2 protein-coding genes are annotated in these 24,823 nt (G+C 76.0%); both read right to left on the reverse strand.

Annotated elements, in window-relative coordinates:
* Positions 1–11: 11 nt before the first annotated feature.
* Positions 12–22,916: a non-ribosomal peptide synthase/polyketide synthase gene (locus ACFPIJ_RS14165; protein WP_380115257.1), complete on the reverse strand. Its 22,905-nt coding sequence runs from the start codon at positions 22,914–22,916 to the stop codon at positions 12–14.
* Between the two features lie 35 nt (positions 22,917–22,951).
* Complete coding sequence (locus ACFPIJ_RS14170; protein ID WP_380115259.1) at positions 22,952–24,718, reverse strand: ABC transporter ATP-binding protein; 1,767 nt, start codon at positions 24,716–24,718, stop codon at positions 22,952–22,954.
* Positions 24,719–24,823: the final 105 nt, after the last annotated feature.

Here is a 24,823-nt window from a genome sequence, read left to right on the forward strand (position 1 = left end):
CTTCCGCGCGCTCAGACCCCGAGGAGCTCCCGCGCGACGATCGGGCCGAGCTGCCCCAGCACGTGCGGGTCGAGCAGCTCCGAGTGCCCGCAGGCGATCCCGACCGCCTGGAACCGGCCGTCCACAAGGGAGCGCCAGCCGTCCGACGCGGTGCCGGTGAACCCGGCCTCCGGGACGGTGGCGTCGACGAACAGCACGTCCGCGGCGAGGACGCCGGGCCGCGCGCCGGCCATCATCCGGTCGCTGTCGAGGTAGTTCTCCACGACCCGGGCGATCTGCGCGTCGGAGAGCGCGGCCACGCCGCCGCCGGCGGCCCGCACGAACGTCACCGCGTCCGCCACGGTCGGCACCGCGCCCGCCGACACGTCGAAGCCGAACTCCTGCAGCAGCGCCGCGATCGCCGCCGGCCCATCCCAGTCACCCGACACCGCCGCCGGAAGGGACCGGTGCGAGTCGAGCATGCCGACGAACGTCACGTCCCGGCCGGCCGCCACCAGCCGCGCCGCCACCGAATGCGCCACCGCACCCCCGAAGGACCACCCGAGCAACCGCACCGGCCCGTCCGGGGCGACCTCCGTCACCAGCCCGGCGTACTCGTCCGCGAGGTCGTCCAGGGTCACCGGCAGGTCCGTGGTGCGGCTCAGCCGCGGCGACTGGAGCCCGATCAGCGGCACCCCCGCCGGCAGCCGCCGCTTGAGCCCGGCGAACTGCCACACCAGGCCGCTGGCCGGCGGCAGGCAGAACAGCGGCGGCAGGTCGGCCCCGGGATGCAGGGTGACGACCGGTGCCAGGGCGTCGCCGGCCGGCCCGTCACCGGCGAGCCGGCGGGCCACCCCTTCCACGGTCGGCGCCGTGAACAGGTCCGCGACCGCCAGCTCGACTCCGAACTCGCGGCGGATCGCGGCGGCGAGCCGGACCAGCAGCAGCGAGTGCGCGCCCAGGGCGAAGAAGTCGTCGCCGACCCCGGCCCCGGCCACCCCCAGGACCTCCGCGGCGAGCTCGCAGAGCCGCTCCTCGGTCCGGCTACGCGGCCGGTCCACGGCCGTCCCCGCGGCGAACGCGGGGTCGGGCAGCGCGGCCCGGTCGACCTTGCCGTTCGGGGTCTGCGGCACCGCATCGAGCACCACGAACGCCGCCGGCACCAGGTACGCGGGCAGCCGGTCGGCGAGGTAGCGCCCGAGGTCCGGCGAACCGGACGTGGTCACGTAGCCGATGAGCCGGTCGTCGCGGGCGATGACCACGGCCCGGGACACCTCCGGGTGCCCGGCGAGGACGGCCTCGATCTCGCCGAGCTCGATGCGGTGCCCGCGGACCTTCACCTGGAAGTCGGTGCGGCCGAGAAACTCCAGCGACCCGTCCACCCACCGCACCAGATCGCCGGTGCGGTAGAGCCGGTCACCGTCCGGCCCGGCGACGAACCGGCCCGCGGTGAGCGCGGCGCGGCCGAGATAGCCGCGGGCGACCTGGGCACCGCCGAGGTACAGCTCACCGGCCACCCCCGGCGGCACCGGCCGCAGTGCGGCGTCCAGGACGACCGCCGACGTGCCGGGCAGCGGGCCGCCGATGGTGGGCCGGGACGCGCCGACCGGCGCCGCGGTCGCCCAGACGGTGACCTCGGTGGGGCCGTAGAGGTTCGTCACGGACCGGGCCCGCCCGGACAACGCGGCGGCGAGCGACGGCGGCAGCGCCTCCCCGCCGACGAGGGCCCGCACGCCGCTGAGGTCCACATCGGACGCCTCCAGCAGCGCCGCCCACAGCGACGGGGTGGCCTGCATGACCGTCGCGGTGCCGACCAGATCAGCCAGCAGCGCCGGGTCGCGGACCTGCGCGCCGGAGGCGAGCACGACGCAGCCGCCGGTGCGTAGCGGCTGCAGCAGCTCCAGCACCGAGATGTCGAACGACAGGGTGGTGACGGCGAGGAGCCGGTCCGCGGCGGTCACCGGCACGACCTCGCCGACGGCGGCGAGGAACGCCTCCAGGTCCCGGTGCGTGACCACGACGCCCTTCGGCCGCCCGGTCGAGCCGGACGTGTAGATGACGTAGGCCGCGCTCTGCGGATCCGGCACAGCGCCGCCGGAGAAGCCGGTGCCGGACAGGTCCGTCGAGGAGTCCAGGACCACGACGGGGCGGGCGTCCTGGACCATGTACGCGAGCCGGTCCGCCGGGAACGCCGGGTCCAGCGGCAGGTACGCCGCGCCCGTCTTGTGCACCGCGAGGACCGCGACGACCAGCTCGGCGGTGCGCGGCAGCGCGATGCCGACCAGCTGCTCCGGGCCCGCTCCCTTCGCGATCAGCGCGGCGGCGAGCCGGTCGGAGGCGGCGTCGAGCTCCGCGTAGCTCCAGGTCCGTCCATCGTGGACGAGCGCGTCGGCGTGCGGCGCCCGGGCGGCGTGGCCGCGAAACGCCGTGACCCACGAACCGGTCGGCGGCAGCGGGCCACCGGTCGACCACCGCGCCAGGTCCGCCTCGTCGTCCGCGGCCAGCAGCGCCGCGTCCCGGACCGCCGCGCCGGGGTGCCCGGCCAGGTCCGTGAGGAGCCGGACGAGCCGCTCGACCAGGCGGTGAACGGTCCCGGCGGTGAAGCGGGCGGTGTCGTACTCGAGCGTCACGTCGACGGTGGCCCCGGCGTCGACGAAGGTCACGTTGAGGTCGACCTTCGGGTCGGCGGCGAAGCCGGGTTCGGGTCCGAGCGGCAGGCCGAGGACCGTGCCGTCCCCGGCGGGCCGGTGGTGGTAGCCGATCATCACCTGGAACAGCGGGTTGCGGCCCGGCGCGCGAGCAGGGTTGACCGCCTCGACGACCTGCTGGAACGGCAGCTCGGCATGCTCGAACGCGGCGAGATCGGCGGCGCGGACCCGGCGCAGCAGGTCCGTGAAGGTCGGCGCGCCGGACAGGTCGGTGCGCAGCACGACGGTGTTGACGAAGAAGCCGACGAGGTCGGCGAGCGCCGGGTCGCCGCGCCCGGAGGTGGGCGTGCCGATCGGGACGTCCTCCCCCGCGCCGTGCCGGGACAGCAGGACAGCGAGACCGGCGTGCAGGGCCATGAACAGGCTCGCGGACTGCTCCCCGGCGAGGGTCCGGAGCCAGGTGACGAGCTCGGCGGGCAGCGTCGCGCCGACCTGTCCGGCCGGTCCTGGTGCGGTCCGCGGCAGCGCGCCGGGCAGCTGGATCTCCTCCGGCAGCCCGCGCAGCTGCTCCTGCCAGAACCGCCGGGACGTGGCGTGCCCGCTCGCCGGGTCCGCCGGGTCGCCGAGCAGGTCGGCCTGCCAGGCGGCATAGTCGGCGTACTGCACCGGCAGCGGCGCCCACGACGGTGCCCGGCCGGCGAGGCGGGCCGTGTACGCGTCCGTGAGGTCCCGCAGCAACGGCAGGTCGGACCACTCGTCCATGGCGATGTGGTGCAGGACCAGGGCGAGCAGGGTGCCGCCGTCCGGCTCGGCGACGACCGCGGCCCGGATCGGCGCCTCGGCCGCGAGGTCGAACGGCCGCGACAGGGCGGCGTCCAGCTGGTCGTACACCGGGACCTGCACGGACGGCAGCACCCGCTGACCATCCAGGGTGACCAGGGTGCGGAGCACCTCGTGGCGGGCGGTCACGTCGGCCAGGGCGGCGCGCAGTGCGGCGCCGTCGACACTGCCGCGCAGCCGCATCACGAGCGGGTAGTTGTACGCCGTGGAGGCGGGGTCGAGGTGCTGCAGCAGCAGGAGCCGCTCCTGCGCCGGCGACAGCGGGATGCGTTCGGGGCGCGGGCGGGCCGTCAACGCGGGCCGGCCGACAGAAGCGCCGCCGGACAGGCGCAACGCGAGCCGCTCCGGGGTCGGTGCGTCGAACAGGGCCCGTAGCGGCAGGTCGGCGCCCAGTTCGGTGCGCAGCCGGCCGAGGAGCCGCATCGCGATGAGCGAGTGCCCGCCGCGGTCGAAGAAGTCGTCCTCGACGCCGTAGCCGGGCACGCCGAGGACCTCGCCGAAGACGGTGCACAGCCGCCGTTCGGTGTCGGTGGCGGCGGCCCGCCCGCCGGCGGCGACGGACTGCGGCTCCGGCAGCGCCGCCACGTCGAGCTTGCCGTTGACGGTCAGCGGCAGGGCGGGCACGACGGCGTATGCCGTGGGCACCATGTACGCCGGCATCGTCGCCTTCAGCGCGTTCCGCAGCGCCGCGACGTCCAGGGCGGCGTCCGCGACGAGGTACGTGACGAGCCGCTTGCCGCCGGTGCCGTCGGCCACGGCGAGGACCGCGCACTGCCGGACGCCTGGCTGCGCCGCGATCGCGGCCTGGACCTCGCCGAGCTCGATGCGGTAGCCGCGGATCTTCACCTGGTCGTCGGTGCGGCCCAGGAAGTCCAGCAGGCCGTCGGCGCGGACCCGGACCAGGTCGCCGGTGCGGTACATACGGCCGCCGGGGACCGCGGGGTCCGCGACGAACCGGTCGGCGGTGAGCGCGGGCCGGTTGAGGTAGCCGCGGGCCAGCCCGGCGCCGGTGATGTACAGCTCACCGGGGACCCCGGGCGGGACGGGCCGCAGCCAGTCGTCCAGGACGTAGCCGCTGGTGTTCCAGATCGGCGTGCCCACAGTGGACGTCGCGCTGTCGGTGGTGCCGCCGCCGAGGGTGTTGATGGTGTATTCGGTGGGGCCGTACAGGTTGTAGCCGAGCACCCCGTCGGCGTCCCGGAGCGTGGCCCACAGGCCCTCGGGCACGTGCTCGCCGCCGAGCAGGACCAGGGCCGGCCGGTGGGCGCCGGTGAGCAGGCCGGCGTCGAGCAGGTGCTGGGCGTAGGTGGGGGTGACGTTGACGACGTCGACGCCGTGCCGGGCGCAGTAGGCGGCCAGCGCGACCGCGTCGCGCCGCAAGTGCTCGTCGCACACGTGCACGTGGTGACCCTCGACCAGCCACAGCAGTTCCTCCCACGACATGTCGAAGGAGAACGACACGGTGTGGGCGATGGTGAGGGTCCGGCCGCCCTGCGCGGCGATCGTCGGCGCGAAGATGGCCTCGCGGTGGTTCTGCTGCATGTTCGTGAGGCCGCGGTACGGGGTGACGACGCCCTTCGGCCTGCCGGTGGACCCTGACGTGTAGATGACGTAGGCGGGATGGTCCATGCGGCCCGGGGTGCCGGGCGCGAACGCGCCGAGCTCCGTGCCGGTGAGCGGGGCGCCGGACACCGCGGACAGGTCCAGGGTGTCCAGGCGGACGCCGTCGAGCCGGCCGGCGGTGAGCACCAGCAACGGGCGGGCGTCCTCGATCATCACCAGGAGCCGGTCGTCGGGGTGGTCGAGTTCGAGCGGCAGGTACGCCGATCCGGTGCGCAGCACGGCGAACAGCGCCACGACCATGTCGATCGAGCGGGGCAGCGCGAGTGCCACGATGCGCTCCGGGCCGGCCCCGAGGCTCAGCAGGTGCCGGGCCAGGCGGTTGACCCGCGCGTCGAGGTCGGCGTAGGTGACGGTGGTCGCGCCGAAGGTGAGCGCCGGCGCGTCCGGGGTCCGCGCCGCCTGCGCCGCCATCAGCTCGGCGATGGTGTCCGGGAGGATCTCCCCCCGCACGCCCTCCAGCACCGCGGGAGAGGCGACCGGCAGCGCGGCGACCGGCGTCGCGGCGTCCTCGGCCAGGGCCAGCAGCACCCGCTCCAGACGGCCCAGCAGCGCCTCGGCGTCCTCCGCCGGGACGACGTCGGCGCGGTACTCCAGGCGGATCCGCAGCCGCCGGCCGGGCGTGGCGACCCAGGTCAGCGGGTAGTGGGTGGCGTCGACCGCGGTCACGCCGACGATCCCGTGCTCGGTCTCCAGGTCGGTGAACGTGTCGTCGTCGAGGAAGTTCTGCAGCACATAGAGGTTGTCGAACAGTGTGGTGCGGCCGGCGGCGCGCTGGATCTCGCCGAGGCCGAGGTACTCGTGCGGCATCAGGTCGATCCGGTCGGCCTGGACGCGGCGCAGCACGTCGGCGACCGGCTCGCCGGGTGTGAGGGTGACCCGGGCCGGGACGGTGTTGAGGAAGACCCCGACGACCTCGTCGATGCCGGGCAGCTCGGTGGGGCGGCCGGCGACGGTGATGCCGAACACCGCCTCCTTGCGCCCGGCGGCGTGCGCGAGGACCACCCCGAGCGCGGTGCTGAGCACCGCGTTGAGGGTGACGCCCCGGGCCCGGGCCAGGGCGGTGAGCCGGGCCGTCTGCGCCTCGGTGAGCTGCCGGGCGATGCTGGTCGCGAGCACCGGCCGGGTGCCCGCAGCCGCCGGGTAGAGGATCGTGGGTTCGTCCAGGCCCCGCAGCGACTCCGCCCAGGCCCGCGCCGACGCGCCGGCGTCCTGGGCGGCGACCCAGCCGAGGTAGTCGGTGAACCGGGCCGCCGGCGGCGCCGGGGTCTGCCCGGCGTAGTGGGCGAACAGGTCCCGCAGGACGAGTTCGCGGGACCAGCCGTCCCACAGCAGCAGGTGGTAGGTGAACAGCAGCCGGTCGGTGCCGTCCGGCCGGCGCACCACGGTGAGCCGGGCCAGCGGCGGCGTGGCCAGGTCGAAGGGCCGGGTGCGGTCCTCGGCCATGATCGTGTCCAGGTCGCCCTCGACCACCGCGACCCGCCCCTCCACGGCGGCGGCGAGCACCGCGACGGGCCGCGGCCCGTCGCCGGCGGTGAACCCGAGGCGGATCGCCGGGTGCCGCTCCAGGACCTTCGACCAGGCGGCGGCGAGCCGCTCGGGGTCGAGGCGCCCGGCGAAGTCGAACGCGTTCTGGGCGACGTACACGTCCGCGGCACCGGCGAGGCCGGCCTGGACGTACAGGCCCTCCTGCAGCGGCGACAGCGGCCACACCTCGTCGGTGGGCGCGCACAGCTCGCGCAACGCGTCCGCCCAGTGCGCGGCGAGACCGGGGATGTCGAGGCCCTCGTCGGCGTAGGTGAGCACGGCCCGCAGTTCGGGTCCGTCCGGGGTGGTGTGGCAGGCGGCGTTGATCTCCAGGAGGTACGGCGTGCCGAGGTCCGGGTCGGGTGCGGTGCGCAGCGCGTCCGCCTCCGGCGCGGTGTCCCAGTCCTGCGACGCCGCCGCGAACCGGCCCAGGTAGTTGAACAGCACCTGCGGCGTGCCGAGCCGGGCGAGCGCGGGTGCGGTGCGGGCGTTGGCGTAGCGCAGCAGCCCGAAGCCGAGCCCGTTGTCCGGTGCGGCGGTGACGAGCTTGTGCACGTCGGCGAGGGCCCGCGGCCCGTCCGGCACCGCCGGCAGCCGCACGGGGGCGATCGCGGTGAACCAGCCGACGGTCCGGGACAGGTCCGTGCCGTCGAACTCCTCCCGGCCGTGCCGTTCCAGGTCCAGGGTCAGCGGTGCGCCCGGGTCGGCGTCGCGGCCGGCCCGCCAGCGGCCCACCGCGATCCGCAGCGCGGCGACGAGCGTCGAGGTGACGTCGGCCCCCGCGGCGGCCGGGACGGAGCTGAGCAGCGGCCCGGTCACCTCCGGCGGCAGGCGCAGCTCGTGCTCGCGGGTCTGGCCGACGGTCAGCCCGATGGTGTGCCTCGTCGGGTCGAGCTCACCGCCGGGGGCGAGGGTGGCGGCCCAGTGCTCGAACTCGCCGAGCCACGCCGCCTGGCCGGCCTGCTCGTGCAGGAGCCGGGCGTAGGCGCGCAGCGACGTGCCGCCGTGCGCCTCGGTGGAGCCGTCGCGGAGGTCGTCGGTGAGGATCCGCCAGGACACGCCGTCGACGACGAGATGGTGCGCGACCAGCAACAGCCGGCCCCGCTCCGCCGGGCCCCGGTCGAACCAGACGGCCTGCAGGACGGCGCCGGCGTCGGGGTCGAGCCGGTCCGCCGCGGCGTCGGACTCGACGCCGATCAGCTCACGCAAGGCGGCGTCGCCGAGCCCGGCCGCGGCGACCCGCCGCACGTCCACGGTGGACGCGTCCGAGGAAGGCCGGGCCTCGAGGGACCACAGCATCGGCGACGGGCGGTGCAGCCGGAGGCGCAGGGCGTCGTGGCGGCGCACCAGCCCCTCGACCAGGCCGGTGATCCGCTCGTGGGTGCTGCCGGCCGGGGTGAGCAGCAGCTCCGCCTGGTTGTGGCGGTGGATCCGCCCGCCCAGCTCGGCCAGGCGCTGCACGACCGGCAGCAGCGGCACCTCGCCGACCCCGTCGGACGGCTGCTCCTGCTGCGGTTGTGGTTGCGGCGCGGCCAGGGCGGCGAGGGCGGCCGCGGTGCGGTGCACGAACACGTCGCGCGGGGTCAGCGACAGCCCGGCCCGGCGGGCCCGGTTGGCCAGCTGGATCGCGATGATGCTGTCCCCGCCGACGGCGAAGAAGTCCTCGTCGGCGCCGACCTCGGAGACCCCGACGACCTCGGCGATCAGCGTGCGCAGCAGCCGCTGCGACTCGGACTCACCGGCCGCGGCCTGCACCGGCGCGGCCCGTTCGCCGGTGGGCGCCGGCAGCGCGGCCCGGTCCAGCTTGCCGTTGACGGTCAGCGGGAGCGCGGGCAGCGGCAGGTACGCGGCCGGGACCATGTAGGACGGCAGCCGCCGCTCCAGGTGCGCCCGGACCGCCTCGACATCCACTGTGGACCGGCCGACCAGGTAGGCGACGAGCCGGCCGTCGTGCAGGTTGACGGCGGCGTTGGTGACGCCCTCGACATCGAGCAGCGCGGCCTCGATCTCGCCGAGCTCGACGCGATGGCCGCGGACCTTCACCTGCTGGTCGGAGCGGCCGGCATAGATTAGGTCGCCGCCGGCGGTCCAGGTGGCGAGGTCGCCGCTGCGATACAGCCGTCCGGGCACGAACGGGTTGGCCACGAACCGGGCCGCGGTCAGGCCGGGCCGGTCGAGGTAGCCGCGGGCGAGCTGGTCGCCGGCGACGTACAGCTCGCCGGTGACGCCGGCCGGGACCGGCTGCAGCCGCTGGTCGAGCACGTAGGCGCGCAGGCTCGGCAGCGCGGTGCCGATGACGCTGTTGGCGGTCGCGTCGTGCCGGCTGAGCGCCCGGAACGTCACGTGCACGGTCGTCTCGGTGATGCCGTACATGTTGACCAGCAACGGTGCGTCGTCGGCGTGCGTGGCGTACCAGGGCCGCAGCCGGCCCGGGTCGAGGGCCTCGCCGCCGAAGACGACGTAGCGCAGGGCGAGCCCGGCCGTGTCCTCGGCGGTGAGCGGGTAGAACGCGGACGGGGTCTGGTTGAGGACGGTGACGCGTTCGGCGCGCAGCAGCTCGACGAAGCGGCCCGGGTCGCGGGCGACGTCGTTGCCCACGACGACCAGGCGGCCGCCGTAGAGCAGCGCGCCCCACAGCTCCCAGACGGAGAAGTCGAACGCGTAGGAGTGGAACATCGTCCACACGTCGTCCGGGCCGAACGTGAACAGCCGGTCGGCGGCGGCGAACAGGGTCAGCACGTTGCGGTGGGTGACCGCGACGCCCTTCGGCTGCCCGGTCGAGCCGGACGTGTAGATGATGTACGCGGTGTTGTCCGGGCGCAGCCCGGTGCCGGACAGCGGTCCGTGGTCGTGCTCGGGCAGTGGGCCGTCGAGCAGGATCGCCGGGATGCCGGCGTCGAGCGCGGCCGCGGTCGCGGCGTCGGTGAGCAGGCACACGGGTGCCGCGTCGGCAAGGATGTAGGCGCTGCGGCTGACCGGCGCGCCGGTGTCGACGGGCACGTAGCAGCCGCCGGACCGGATGACGGCGAGCAGCGCCACGACCAGGTCGACGCCGCGGGGCAGCGCGACCGCGACCCGCGACTCGGGCCGCACGCCGCGGGCGATCAGCTCGCGGGCGAGGCGGTTGGCGCGGGCGTCGAGCTCGGCGTAGGTGAGCCGGTCCTCCCCGTGGCTGACCGCCACCGCCGACGGGTCCACCTCGCCGCGGCGCTCCGCGAGCGTGCCGTCCACTGTGGGCACGTCGGCGGGGACGGGCGCACCGACCGGCGCGTCGAGGCCGGTCGCGAAGCCGCGCAGGATCGTCTCCACGGCATCGAGCAGCTCGGCCGCCCGGGCCGCGCCGACCAGGGCCACGTCGTACTTGACCTCCAGGGTCAGCTCGTCGCCGGGGAACGCGACCAGCGCGACCGGGTAGTGCGGCGAGTCGGTGCCCGTGAAGCCGTCCACGGTCAGCGGCGAGGCAGGAGTGGACCGCACGGCGGGGAAGTTCTCCACGACCACCATCGAGTCGAACAACTCGCGGACCCCGGCGAGGCGGGCCAGTTCGGCCAGGCCGATGTGCTGCGCGTCGAGGACCTCGCTCTGCTGCTCCTGCAGGCGGGTGAGGACCGCGCCGAGCGGCTCGTCGGGCCGCCACGCCATCGGCAGCGGCAGCGTGTTGATGAGCAGGCCGACGACCGTCTCGACGCCGGGCAGGTCGCCGCCGCGGCCGGAGACGGTCGAGCCGAACACCACCCGGTCACGGCCGAGGAGCCGGCCGAGCAGCAGGCCCCAGGCGGCGTGCACGGCGGTGCTGAGGGTGACCCCGTGCGCGCGGACCGCCGCGGTCAGCGCCGCCGTGTCCTGCGTGGACAGTGCCCGGTGGACGCTGTCGTGCGCGGCGACGGGGCTGCCGGACGGGTACAGCAGCGCCGGCACCACCCCGTCCAGGGCGCGGGACCAGACGGCGCGGGCCGCGTCCCGGTCGCGGGCCGTGACGGCCTCGACGTGGTCGCGGAACGTGGTCGCGGGCGCGGGCAGGTCCGTGCCGAGCTCGTACGCGGCGATGATGTCGCTGAACACGAGCGGGTAGGACCAGCCGTCGGCGAGGACGTGGTGCATCGTCTCGACCAGCCGGTGGTCGGTGGCGCCGAGCGAGACGAGGGCGTAGCGCAGCGCGGGCGGCCGGGCCAGGTCGAACGGCTCGGCGATTTCCTCGGCGCACACGGCGTCCAGATCCGGGGCGTCGGCGACGTGCCGCCACGGCACCGGGACCGACGGCGCGATCGCCTGCACGATCCGGCCGTCGCGCAGCTCCCGGAAGCCGGCACGCAGGGCGGCGTGCCGCCGCACGGCCGCCTCGACCGCGGCCCGCAGCCGCACCGGGTCGACCGGGCCGGACAGCCGCGCGACCTGCTGCACCCGGTACGTGTCGGCGCCCGGGTCCGACATGGCCTGGTGGACGTACATGCCCTCCTGCAACGGCAGCAGCGGCAGGATGTCCTCGGCGCCGGCGAGGTCGTCGACGTCGTCCTGGGCGAGGCGGACCAGCGGGAAGTCCGACGGGGTGTGCCCGGCGAGGTCCGCGCAGCGGCCGAGGGCGGCGAGCGCGGCGAGCCAGCGCCGCGCCAGCCCGGTCACGTCGGCCTCGGCGAACAGCCCGGTGGGGAACGACAGCGCCGCGGTGAACGTGACGCCGTCCGGCCCGTCGGCGGCGTACGCGTTGACCTCGAGCGTCATCGCCGGGTTCGCCGGGTCGACGCCCTCCTCCAGGGGTCCGGTCGGGGCCCAGTCGGCGGCCGAGCCGGTCGGGAACCGGCCGAGGTAGTTGAACAGGATCTGCGGCACCGGACCGGTCAGCTCCTGCCGGAGGTGACGCAGGACGCCGTAGCCGAGGCCCTTGGCGGGCACCGCCCGCAGCTGTTCCTTGACCGCGCGGGCCGCGCCGGCCAGGGCTGGCCCGGCGGCGAGGACGTCGTCCCAGGCGACCGGGCCGGGGTCGAGGCGGACCGGGTAGATGGCGGTGAACCAGCCGACGGTGCGGGACAGGTCCAGGTCGGTGCCGTAGACGTCGCCCTCGCGGCCGTGGCCCTCGAGGCTGACCACGACCGCCGGGTCGGCCGCGGGCCGCCAGGCGCGCACGGCCAGGGCGAACGCGGTCAGCAGGACGTCGTTGACGGTGCCGTGCAGGGCGGCCGGCGCCTGGGTCAGCACGGCGCCGCTGTCGGCGGCCGGCAGCGTGACGGTGACGGTCCGCACGGTGGCGGCGGTGTCGACGGCCGGGTCCGCCGCGCGCGAGCCGAGCAGCGGGTCCGGGGTGGCCAGGACGTCCCGCCAGTGGCCGAGCTCCGCGGTGAACCGCTCCGAGTGCGCGGTGGTGAGCCGAGACCAGCCGCGGAAGGAGGTCGGCACCGGCTCCAAGGTGGCGGGATCCCGCCAGGCGCGGGCCAGGTCGGCGCCGATGATCCGCCAGGAGACGCCGTCGATGACCAGGTGGTGCACGACGAGCAGCAGCTCCCGGGTGCCGGCCGACCAGACGGCCTGCAGCATGACGCCGCGGTGCGGGTCGAGCCGGGCCGCCGCGGCGGCGACGTCGAGCGGGCCCTCGGTGACGGGCACCGGCGTCCCCGGCGGCGGGACGGTGATCGTCCAGTCCCGGTCGACGACGGCCCGCAGCAGGTGATGGGTGTCGACCAGGGCCCGCAGGACCGCGTCGAGCGCCGGCCGGGTCAGCCCGGCCGGGGTGCGCAACGTCATCGCCTGGTAGAACCGCGACAGCGGGGTCGCCGCCGCTCGGGTCTCGGCGAGCATCGGGGTCAGCGTGACCGGCCCGGTGCCGTCGTCGACGGGGCCGCCGGTGCCGCCCATGGCCGCCGGGGCAGCCGGCAGGGCGGCGACGACCGCCTGGACGCTGCGCCGGCGGAAGATGTCGCGGGGCGTGACGGGCAGCCCCTCGCGGCGGGCCCGGCCGGCGACCGCGATCGAGGCGATGCTGTCGCCGCCGGCGACGAAGAAGTCCTCGTCGATGCCGATCGCGCTCAGCCCGAGGACGTCGGCGTAGATCGCACACAGCACGCGTTCACGCTCGTTGCGCGGGCCCTGCAGCGCGCCGCCGGCCCCGCCCGGGGCGGACGGCTCCGGCAGGGCGGCGACGTCGAGCTTGCCGTTGACGGTCAGCGGCAGCGACGCCACGACGCCGTACAGGGACGGCACCATGTAGGACGGCAGCCGCTCGGCGAGTGCCGCGCGGACCGTGCCGGCCAGGTCGGTCCCGTCGCCGGCCGGCACCAGGTAGGCCACCAGTTTCTTCAGCCCCGGCACGACCGCGTCGGCGCGGGCGACCACGGCGGCCTGCCGGACCTGCGGCAGCGCGGCGACGGCGGCCTCGACCTCGCCGAGCTCGACCCGGTAGCCGCGGATCTTCACCTGGTCGTCGCTGCGGCCGAGGAAGTCCAGGTTCCCGTCGGCGCGCTCCCGGACCAGGTCGCCGGTGCGGTACATGCGACCGCCGGCCGTGAACGGGTCCGCCACGAACCGCGCCGCGCTGAGCCCGGAGGCGTGCAGGTAGCCGCGGGCCAGACCGGCCCCGGCGATGTAGAGCTCGCCGACCGTGCCCGGCAGCACGGGCCGCAGGAACTGATCCAGCACGTAGCCGCGGGTGTTCCAGATCGGCCGGCCGACGGTGGGCGTCGCGCTGTCGTCGGTGCCCGCGCCGAGGGTGTTGATGGTGTACTCGGTGGGCCCGTACAGGTTGTAACCGGTCGACCGATCCGAGGTGCGCAGCCGCGACCAGACCGCGTCGGAGACGGCCTCACCGCCCAGCAGCACCAGGCACGGCGGGTGCCCGGCCGGGTCCAGCAGCCCCTCGTCGAAGAGGTGATGCGCGTAGGTCGGGGTCACGTTGATCACGTCGACCCGTTGCGCCCGGCAGTAGGCGACGAGCGCGACCGCGTCGCGGCGCAGCTCCTCGTCGCACACGTGCACCTCGTGGCCCTCCACCAGCCACAGCAGCTCCTCCCACGACATGTCGAAGGAGAACGAGACGGTGTGCGCGATCCGCAACCGGTCCCGGCCGGCGGCCCGGGCGCGGGCGACCGCCGGGGCGAAGATCTCGGCCCGGTGGTTCAGTTGCATGTTGGTGAGGCCGCGGTACGGGGTGACGACGCCCTTCGGTTTGCCGGTGGACCCCGACGTGTAGATGACGTAGGCGGGCCGGTCCAGGCGGTGCGGGTCGTCGTCGCGGGGCGGCGGGTCCGACGGGAAGTGGGCGGCGTCGGCGGGGCTGACGACGGCGCCGTCGTGCCGGGCCGCGACCGCGGTGCCGGGCAGCGCGACCAGCAGCACCGGGCGCGCGTCGGCGAGCATGTCGGCGAGCCGGTCGACGGGGTGGTCCAGTTCGAGGGGCAGGTATGCCGCGCCGGCCCGCAGCACCGCGAACAGCGCCACGACCATGTCGACGCCGCGCGGCAAAGCGAGGGCCACGATCTGCTCCGGCCCGGCGCCATTGGCGAGGAGCAGCTGGGCGGTGCGGTTCACCCGGGCGTCCAGCTCCGCGTAGGTCAGCACCTCGGCACCGGAGACGAGCGCGGTGTCGGCGGGGCAGGTCGCGGCCCGCTCGGCGAGCAGGTCGGCGATGGTCGCCGCGCCGATCGGGTGCTCCGTGGCCCGCCACGCCGCCCGCAGCGCGTCCGTCTCGGCCGCCGACAGCAGGTCCACGGCGCCGACGGGGACGTCGAGGCCGCCGGCCAGGATCGTGAGGAGCCTGACGAGGCGGTCGGTCATCGCCGTCGCCCGCGCCTCGGTGAACACGTCGGGGCGGTATTCGAGCTTCAGCCGCAGGTTCGCGCCCGGGGTGAGCACCCAGGTCAGCGGGTAGTGGGTGGTGTCGCTGTAGTCGACGCCGACGATGCCCTGCTCGCGTTCCAGGTCGGCGAACGTGTCGTCGGCGAGGAAGTTCTGCAGCACGTACAGGGCGTCGAAGAGCTGCTCGTGCCCGGCGGCCCGCTGGATCTCGCCGAGCCCGAGGTACTCGTGCGGGCCGAGGTCGAGGCGGTCCGCCTGGGCCCGGCGGGCGAGGTCGAGCACGGTGGTGCCGGCGGTCGCGGTGACCCGGGCCGGCACGGTGTTGAGGAACAGGCCGACGACCTGGTCGATGCCGGGCAGGTCGGTGGGGCGGCCGGCGACGGTGGTGCCGAAGACGACGTCGGTGCGGCCGGTCTCGTAGCCGATGACGAGGCCGAGCGCGGCGGTGAGCAGCGAGTTGAGGGTGAGGCCGGCGTGCCGGACCTGCTCGGTGAGCCGGGCGGTGACCCCGGCGGGCAGGACGGCGAGGACCCGCTCCGACAGCATCGGCGCGCGGCCCGCCGCCTCCGGCGCCACCAGGGTCGCCTCGGAGACGTCGCCGAGCGCGCGGCGCCAGGCGGCGGCCGACGCGGCGGTGTCGCGGGCGGCGAGCCAGCCGAGGTAGTCGGTGAACGACGCCGCCGGCGCGGCGGGGGTGTGCCCCGCGTACAGGGCGAACAGGTCACGCAGCACGAGCTCCCGGGACCAGCCGTCCCAGAGCAGGAAGTGGCTGGTCAGCAGCAGCGTGTCGCGGCCGCCGGGGCGCCGGGCGACGGTGAGCCGGACCAGCGGCGGCGTGGCCAGGTCGAACGGCTCGGTCCGGTCCCGGGCGGCCAGCGCGGCGAAGCCGTCCTCGTCGTGGACCTCGACCACGGCGACGGCCGCGGCGACCTCGGGCGCGATCACCTGGACGGGGGCCGGGACACCGTCGCCGACGAACGCGGCCCGCAGCGTCGGGTGCCGGCGCAGCAGCTCGCCGAACGCGCGGGTCATCGCGTCGACGTCGACGCGCCGGTCGAGGTCGAAGACGTTCTGCGCGATGTACGTGTTGGCGACCTGGTCGAACGTGGCCTGGTAGTACACGCCGCGCTGCAGCGGGGACAGCTCCCACACCTCGGCGGCGGGCGGGGTCGGCTGCCGCGACAGGGTCTCCAGCGCGTGCCACCACCGCTCGGCGAGCGTGGCACCGTCCACGTCGGACACGTGCTGCAGGGTCGCCTCGACCCGGCCGTCGCCGGTGAGGGCGAGCTCGCACTGCACCGCGTATCGGGAGCCGAGCAGCGGGTCGGCGGGTGTTTCGATCGCCAGCCGGGGCCAGCCCGCCGGGGTGCCGAATCCGGTGGTGCGGCTGAGGATCCGGGGGCCGGCGGCGCGCCCCGAGATCTCCAAGGCCTCCAGGGCCCGGCCGACCCGCGGGTTGCCGTGCCGCAGCAGGCCGTGCCCGGCGCCGTTGTCGGGTGCGGCGCCGAGCGCGACGGCGGCGTGCACGAGCGCGGCCGCGCCGTCGGAGGCGGCGGCGATCCGCACCGGCACGACGGTCGCGCACAGCCCGGCGGTGCGGGTGAGGTCCTCGTCCGGTGCCACCCGCACGAGGTGGCGGGCGGCGCGTTCGACCTCGACGACCAGGTCGGCGGGGTCCGGCACGGCCACGCGGAGCGCGGCGAGGGCGGCCAGCTCGGGCGCGGCGGCGAGCTTCGCGGCGACGGGACCGGCGAAGACGCGGGCCTGCCGGCCGGTGACGGCGCCGCCGCGGAAGCCGGGCGCCGGGTCCGCGCCCGGCCGCAGCACGTCCTGCCAGTGCGCGAACTCCGCGACCCGGCCGGGCCGGCCGGCGTCCTCCTGCGCGGCGCGGGCGTGGGCGCGCAGCGCCGTGCCGACCGGCGCCAGGTGCGGCGTCCGGCCGTCGGCGACGGCGGTGCAGGCGGCGGCGAGGTCGTCGGCGACGAGGGTGAGGGTGACGTCGTCGGCGGCGAGGGGGTGGGCGGCGAGCAGCACCTGCCCGGCGGTGTCCGCGCCGGCGTCGAGCCACACGACGGTCAGCGGCGCGGACGGGTCCAGGGCGGCGACCGCCCGGTCGAGGGCGCCGCCGGACAGCGGCGCCCGGCGCAGCAGGTCCGCGGCGTCGACGGTGCCGGGTGCGGTGATCTCCAGGGTGAGGAACAGCCCGGACTCGCGGGTGATCCGCAGCCGCAGCCCGTCGTGGTGGTCGAGGACGGCCTGCAGCGCCCGCCGCAGGACCGGTTCGGTGAGTCCGGCCGGGGCCTGGAAGAGGGCGAGCCGGGCGGGTCCGCCGTCGGGGACGTCGGTCAGGCGTTCCACGGCGGGCAGCAGCGGCAGCGGGCCGGACGCCTCGGGGTCGCCGGCGGCGGCCGGCACTCCGGCCGGCGCCGCGGTGCCGAGGTGCGCGTCGAGGGCGCCGGGGGTCCGGTGGTCGAAGATGTCGCGGGTGGTGAGCACGATGCCGTCCTGGGCCAGCCGGTTGATGACGCGGATGGCGGCGATGCTGTCGCCGCCGAGGGCGAAGAAGTCGTCGTCGGGCCCGGCCTCGGTGCCGAGCACGGCGGTGTAGCAGGCGCTGATCCGGGCCTGGCGGGCGGTGCGCGGCGCGCCGCCCCGTGCCCGCGCCGTGACGGGCGCCGGCAGCGCGGCCCGGTCGCGTTTGCCGTTGGGCAGCAACGGGATCGCGTCCAGGACCGTGATGGTCGCGGGGACGAGGTGCGCGGGCAGTTCGGCCCGCAGCGCGTCGCGGACCGCCACCGGGTCGACTGCGGTGCCCACGACGTAGGCGGCGAGGGCGTTGCCGCGCTGGACGGCGGCGGCGTCGGTCACCCCGGGCCGGCGGGTCAGGGCCGCCTCGACCTCGCCGAGCTCCACCCGGAAGCCGTTGATCTTGACCTGGTCGTCGGCCCGGCCGAGGAACTCGATCCGCCCGGCGCTGTCGCGGCGCCCGAGGTCGCCGGTGCGGTAGAGCCGGTCCCCCGGCGCACCGAACGGGTCGGCGACGAACCTGCCGGCGGTGATCCCGGCCCGGCCCAGATACCCGCGGGCGTTCTGCCCGCCACCGACGTAGATCTCACCGACGGCGCCGTCCGGGACCAGGGTCAGGGCCGCGTCGAGCAGGTGCACCTGGACGCCGGGGACGGGCGTGCCGAGTGTCACCTGGCCGGGATCCACGACGGTGGTGAGGACGTCGCCGGCGACCTCGGAGGAGCCGTACGAGTTGACGAGCTCGGCGGCCGGTGACGCGGCGGCGAGGGCCCGCACGACGGCGGGGGTCAGCGCCTCGCCGCTGGTGATCCAGCGGCGCAGGCCGCGCACCCGGGACGGGGCGGACTCGGCCAGGGCCGCGGCCAGGCTCGGCACGGCCAGGAGCTGCTCGGCGCCGCTGTCCTCGACGAGCCGGCCGAGGGCGGCGCCGTCCGCGGCGGTGGCGTCGTCGGCGAGGACGGTCGTGGCGCCGGCGACGAGCCCGCCGAGCAGTTCGGTGGTGCCGTCCACGAAGCTCAGCGAGCTCTTCGCCACCCGGACCCCGGCCGGCCAGGCGTCGCGGGCCCAGGCCAGCCGGTTGGCGAGCGCCGCATGGGTGCCGACGACGGCCTTCGGGACCCCGGTCGAGCCCGACGTGAACAGCACTGTGGCGGCGTCGGCGCCGGTGAGCCCGGACACCTGCAGGTGTCCGGTGGCGGCGGCGATCGCCGCACCGATCCGCAGCACCGGCAGTCCGTGCGCGGGCAACCCACCGGCGGTGTCGTCGGTGAGGACGCAGACCGGGGCCGCGTCGCGGAGCATGAGCTCGATGCGGGCGGCGGGGTAGGCGGGGTCGACGGGCAGGACCGCGGCGCCGGCGCGCAGCACGCCGAGGACCGCGACGGGCAGGTCGGCGGACCGGCCGGCGGCGACGGCGACGACGTCACCGCGGCTGACCCCGGCGGCGGCGAGGGCGTGCGCGAGCCGGCCGGAGCGCCGGTCCAGCTCGGCGTAGCTCAGCTCCCGGTCGCCGCAGACGACGGCGGTCCGATCGGGGAAGGTCAGCAGGTCCAGGACGGTCCCGTCGTGCGCGGCCGGGAGGGCGGGCGCGGCGACCACCTCGGCGAGGGGCACGGCACAGGTGGCGTCCAGGGCCGACAGGAGCGCCACGTACTGCTCCAGCAGGCGCGACGCGGTGGCCGGGTCGACGAGCCGGCGGTCGTGGGTGACGGCGATCGTGAACGGGTCGCCGGGCCGGACCATGAGCGTGACGGGATAGTGCGGTGCCTCGACGACGTCGATGCCGGTGACCCGCAGGTCGCCGCCGGCGACGGAGACGTCGGGGTAGTTCTCCACGACGACGAGGGTGTCGAACAGCTCCTGGATGCCGAGCCGCCGCTGCAGCTCGGTGAGCGGCACATGCTCGTGGTCCATGATCTCGCGCTGGTCGGCGGCGAACGCGCCGACGGCGGCGGCGAGCCGCTGCCCCGGTGCCCAGCGCACCCGCGCCGGGACGGTGTTGATGAGCAGGCCGGCGATGCGCTCGATGCCGGGCACGGCGAGCCCCCGGCCGGCGACGGTCGAGCCGAACGTGACGTCGGCACGGCCGGTGAGCCGGCCGAGCAGCACGCCCCAGACACCGCCGACGACGTTGCCGACGGTGAGGCCGTGCGCGGTGGCGAAGGCCCGCACGGCGGCGCTGAGCGTGGCGGGCAGTTCGCGGGTGACCCGCCCGTGCCCGTCGGCGCCGGCCGGGGCGGGGGGCAGCGCGCCGAGCAGCCGGGTCGGTTCGTGCACGCCGTCCAGGAGCCGGTCCCACACGGCGTGGTCGGGCCGCTGGGCACCGGCCGCGGCGAGGAAGTCGCGGAACGGCACGGCCGGTGGCAGCGGGTCGCCCGCGTACAGCGCCAGGAGGTCGTTGAACATGATCGGCACCGACCAGCCGTCGGCGGCGATGTGGTGGATCGTGTGGATGAGGACGTGCCGGTCGGCGGCGAGGCGCACCAGCGTGAACCGCATCGCCGGCGGCTCGGCGAGGTCGAACGGGTGCGAACGGTCCACGGCCGCGACGCCGTCGAGGTCCCGCGGGTCGGTGACGGTCACGGTCCGCCACGGTGCGACGATGCCGGCGGCGTGCACGGCCACGATGTCGCCGGCGCCGGTCGGGCGGAACGCGGCGGCGAGGTTCGGGTGCCGGTCCAGGAGGCGGTCCGCGGCGGCGTGCAGCCGGTCCGGGTCCAGCGGCCCGGTCAGCTCGACCCGCTGCTGCACCACGTACGGGTCGGCGCCGGTCGTGTACGTCGCGTGGAAGTACAGCCCGGCCTGCAGCGGCGTGAGCGGCAGGACGTCGAGCAGCCCGCCCACCGGCACGTCACCGGCGAAGCGGTCGACGTCGGCCTGGTCGATCGCGGCGAGGGGGAAGTCGGACGGGGTGTGCCCGGCGACCCGCGGGTCGGCGGCGATCGCGTCCAGCAGGCCGGTCCAGTGCCCGGCGAAGGTGCGCACGGCGTCCTCGTCGAGGACCCCGGCGGGCCAGCTGAACGTCGCGGACAGGACCGGGCCGTCGGCGGTGTCGAAGGTGACCGCGTTGAGCTCCAGGACGCGGGGCAGTGGCATCCGCGGGTCGCGGTCCTCGGCGACGGTGGACGCCTCCGTCCACGGGCGGCCGTCGCCGGCGCCGAACCGGCCGAGGTAGTGCACGAGGACCTGCGGGGTGGCCGCGAGGCCGGCCCGTCCGGCGAGGTGGTGCAGCACGCCGTGGCTCAGGCCGTGCGACGGCACCGCGCGCAGCTGGTCCTTGACGGCCTTGACCGACGCCCCGAGGTCGGTGCCGTCGCCGGCGTCGACCGCGACCGGGAACAGGGTGGTGAACCAGCCGACGGTGCGGGACAGGTCGAGGTCACCGGCGAGTTCCTCCTCCCGGCCGTGCCCTTCCAGCTCCAGCAGGACCGGGCCGGGGGCGCCACCGCGCCAGCGGTGCACGGCGAGGGCGGCGGCGGTGACGAGCGCGTCGTCGACGCCGCCGTGGATCGCGGCCGGGACGGCGCCGAGCAGCCGCGCCGTGGTGGCGGTGGACAGGCTGACGGTGAGCCGCCGTTCGGTGCCGACGACGTCGCGGGCCGGGTCCAGCGGGCGGTGGCCGAGCGGCGGGTCGGCGACGGCGGCGACGGCCTGCCAGTACGCGGCGTCGGCGGCGAACCGCCTGTCGCGGGCGGCGGTGGTGAGGGCGTCCGCCCACTGCCGCGGCGACGTGGCGGCCGGCTCCAGCGTGGCGGGGCGGCCGGCGGTGACGGCGTCCCACAGGGCGCGCAGGTCCTCGGCGACGATGCGCAGCGACACCCCGTCGACGACGATGTGGTGCACGGCGACGATGAGCCGGCCGGGCGCGTCCGGCCCGGCGTCGAGCCAGGTGAACGCGGCCATCACGCCGGCCGCCGGGTCGAGGCGGGCAACGGCGCCGTCCAGGGCCGCACCGTCCGCCGTGGACGGGACCCGCACCACGGCCGGCACCAGGGCGGGGTCAAACGGCGGGATGGTGAGGCTGCCGCCGGCGACCCGGGCGCGCAGCGCGTCGTGGGTGGACAGCAGCGCCACGACCATCCGCTGCAGGGTGTCCAGGGTGAGTCCGGCCGGGGTGTGCAGGGTGACCGCCTGGTAGAACCCGTCGAGGGCGGGCCCGTGCTCGCGCAGCCACGCCACGATCGGCGTGTCCGGGACGTCGCCGGTGCGGTCCACCTCGGACGTGGGCGCGGCGGCGGCGGCCGCGACGGCCGCGACGCCGGCCGGGGTCCGGTGGGTCAGCAGGTCCCTGGGGCGCATCGCGATCCCGGCGCGGCGGGCCTCGCGGACCACGCCGATGGCGACGATGCTGTCCCCGCCGAGGGCGAAGAAGTCGTCGTCGGCCGCGACGGGCACGCCGAGCACGGCGGCGAACACGTCGCACAGCGCCTGCTCCATGGCGGTCCGCGGGGCCCGGCCGGTGCCGGTGCTGCCGGGCAGGACGGGCGCGGGCAGCGCGGCCCGGTCGACCTTGCCGTTGGCGTTGACGGGCAGCGCGTCCAGGCGCACGACGACGCTGGGCACGGCGTACTCCGGCAGCCGACCGGCGCACCAGCCGGTGAAGTCGGCGTCCCCGGAGCTTTCGACCGGGGCGATGACGTAGCCGACGAGGTGGCTCGCGCCGGCCGGGTTGCGCCGCACGGCGACGGCCGCGTGCCGCACCGCCGGGTGCGCGGCGAGGACCGCCTCGACCTCTTCCAGTTCGAGGCGCATCCCGCGGATCTTCACCTGGTTGTCGGCCCGGCCGACGAACTCCAGGGCGCCGTCCGGGGTCCAGCGGGCCAGGTCGCCGGTGCGGTAGAGGCGGCCGCCGAGGGCGTTGAAGGGGTTGGCGACGAACCGCGCGGCGGTCAGCCCGGGTGCGTTGACGTAGCCGCGGCCGAGCAGGAAGCCGGCGGCGTACAGCTCCCCGGTCGCGCCCGGCGGCAGCGGGGTGAGCGCGTCGTCCAGCACGTACAGCTGGGTGTGCGGGTTGGGCCGGCCGATCGAGGTGGCGATGCGTTCGGCGGCGTCGCGGTAGATGACGTGGGAGACGCCGATGGTCGCCTCGGCCGGGCCGTAGCCGTGATAGAGGGTGGTGCCGAGCTGAGTGCGGAACCGGTCGAACAGCTCAGGGGTGAGCACCTCGCCGCCGCACCAGACGTGCTTGAGCCCGCCGAGCCGGCCGTGCCCGCGATCCATCTCCAGCAGCACGTCCAGCATCGAGGAGACCAGGTACACGAACGTGACCCGCTCCCCGGCGATGAGGTCGAGCAGATACTGCGGGTCGCGTTCGCCGCCCGGTTCGGCCACGACGACGGTGCCGCCGGACACCAGCGGCAGCAGGATCTCGTTGACCGAGATGTCGAACGCCAGGGGCGCCTTGAACAGGCTGGCGTCGCCGGCGCCGAACCCGAGGATCTCCTCGACCTGCCAGCGCAGGCGTTCGCAGATCGCCTCGTGCCGGATCATCGCGCCCTTCGGCCGCCCGGTCGAGCCGGACGTGAAGATGACGTATGCGAGCCGGCCCGGCGCCAGGTCCAGGTCCAGCGGCTCCGGCGACTCGTCCGCGTGCGCGCCGTCGCGGAACTCGGCCTCGTCCAGGACGATGCGGACGGCGGCGTCGTCGAGCACCTGCCGGCGGCGTTCCGCCGGCCACGCCGGGTCGACCGGCACGAACGCGCCGCCGGCCACCATCGCGGCGAGCACGCCGACGACCATCTCCGCGGACCGCGGCACGGCGATGCCGACGATCTCCTCGTCGGCGAGCCCGCGGGCGCGCAGCGAGCGGGCCAGCCGGAAGACGCGGGCACCCAGCTCGGCGTAGCTGAGCCGGGTGTCCCCCGCGACCAGGGCCGGCGCCTCCGGCGAACGCCGGACCTGGGCGGTGAACAACGCGGCGACGGTGCTGCGGTGGCCGGGCTCCGTCGGGTTGTTCCAGTCGTCCAGCTGCCGCAGCACGTCCACTGTGGACACGGTTGTTCCTGCCTTTGTCTACGTTCGGGGTCTGGTTACGGGAAGGTCGGCGTGCGGGACTCCCACGCCGCCCAGAGCTGTGCGTACCGGCCGCCGGCAAGGACCAGCTCGTCGTGGCTGCCCTCCTCGGCGACCCGGCCGTCCTCCAGGACGACGACCCGGTCCGCGGACCTGGCCTGGGTGAGCCGGTGCGCCACGACGAGCGTGGTGCGGCCGGCGGTCGCGGCGAGCGCGGAGTCCTCCAGGTCGCGGGCGCCGAAGCTGCCGGCCTCCGCGGTGGCCTCGTCGAGGATGGCGACCGCCGGGTCGGCGAGGACCAGCCGGGCCAGCGCGACCTGCTGCGCGCGGGCGGCGGTCAGGTCGTGGCCGCCCTCGCCGACCACGGTCTGCACCCCGTCGGGCAGCGCCTGGACCCAGCCGGTGGCGCCGACCGTCGCCAGGGCCGCGTCGATGTCGGCGTCGGAGGCGCCGGGCCGGGCCAGGCGCAGGTCCTCGATGAGCGGGCCGGCGAAGACGTGCGTCTCCTGGCTGATGATGGCGACCTGCGAGCGCAGCAGGGCCGGGTCCATCAGCCCGACCGGCATCCCGCCGATGCTGGCGGACCCGGCGGCCGGCTGGAGGATCCCGGCGGCGACGGCGGCGAGGGTCGACTTGCCGGCACCGGTGGAGCCGACGAGCGCGACCCGCTGGCCGGCCTCGATCCGCAGGCTGACGCCGTGCAGCACCTCGGTGCCGCCCGGGTAGCCGAACCGGACCCCGGCCACCTCGAGGGTGCTGTCCACCGGGGACTGGCCGTCGGCGGCCGCCTCCCGCGGTTCGTCGGGGATGCTGACGACGCCGACCAGCCGGGCCAGTCCGGCGCCGCCCGCCTGCAGCTCGTCGAACGTGTACAGCAGCATCGACACCGGGTTGAACAGCCGGTGGAACAGCACCGCCGCGGCCGCGGTCCCGCCGACGGTGACCGTGCCGTCCCGCACGAGCAGGAAGCCGGTGACGACGATGGCGGCGAGCCCGACGAACTCGGCCCGGTTGACCCTGCCGACGAACCTGATGAAGAACCCGAACACGTTCACCGACACGTCACGGGCCCGGGCGGACGCGGCGTTGATGCCCTGCAGGTGCGGGGTCTCCAGCCGGTACGCGTGCACGGTCCGCAGCCCCTGCACGCTCTCCAGCAGCAGCTGGGACCGTTCGCCGACGGCGGCGCGTTCGACGGCGTAGCCGGGCGCGGAGCGCGGCAGGTACCAGCGCAGCGCGACGACGTACATGGGGACGGTGACGAGCCCGGCGAGGCCGAGCCGCCAGTCGATGCCGATCATCGCGGCGATGCTGAGCGCCGCGAGCAGCGCCGAGGAGGTCATCGTCGGCAGCACGTCGGTGACGGCCTTGTTGACGGCGGCGACGTCCGGGCCGACCCGCGACATGAGCTCGCCCTTGCCGGCTCGTTCGAGGCGGGTTGACGGCAGCGTGACGGCCCGGGCGACGACGTCCTCGCGCAGGGCGGCCAGAACCTCGCCGCCGAGCCGGGCGATCAGGTACGTCGACACCGCGGTGGTGACACCGGCGACGAGCGCGGCGGCGATGATGACGACGCTGATCCCGACGATGTCGGAGGTGGGCGCGCCGGCCCGGACCCGGTCGACGAGAACGCCGAGGGCGTAGACGGGGGTGACCCCGGCCGCGGCGGCCAGCAGGCCGACCGCGAACGCGCCGGCCGCCTGCCCCCACCTGGCCCGCAGTTCGCCGCGCAGCCAGCGCAGCGTCTCGCGCCGGTCCGCGATCGGGAGGTGCTCGGTGCTCACGACGCCACCTCCGGCGTCGCCGCGAGCCAAACCAACGCCACCAATTCGCGGCCCGAGACGCTCCGCTGGCCGCTCACGACGCCACCTCCGGCGTCGCCGCGAGCC

Origin of the sequence: Dactylosporangium cerinum, assembly GCF_042653625.1 — a bacterium.
Classification (GTDB): Bacteria; Actinomycetota; Actinomycetes; order Mycobacteriales; family Micromonosporaceae; genus Dactylosporangium; species Dactylosporangium cerinum.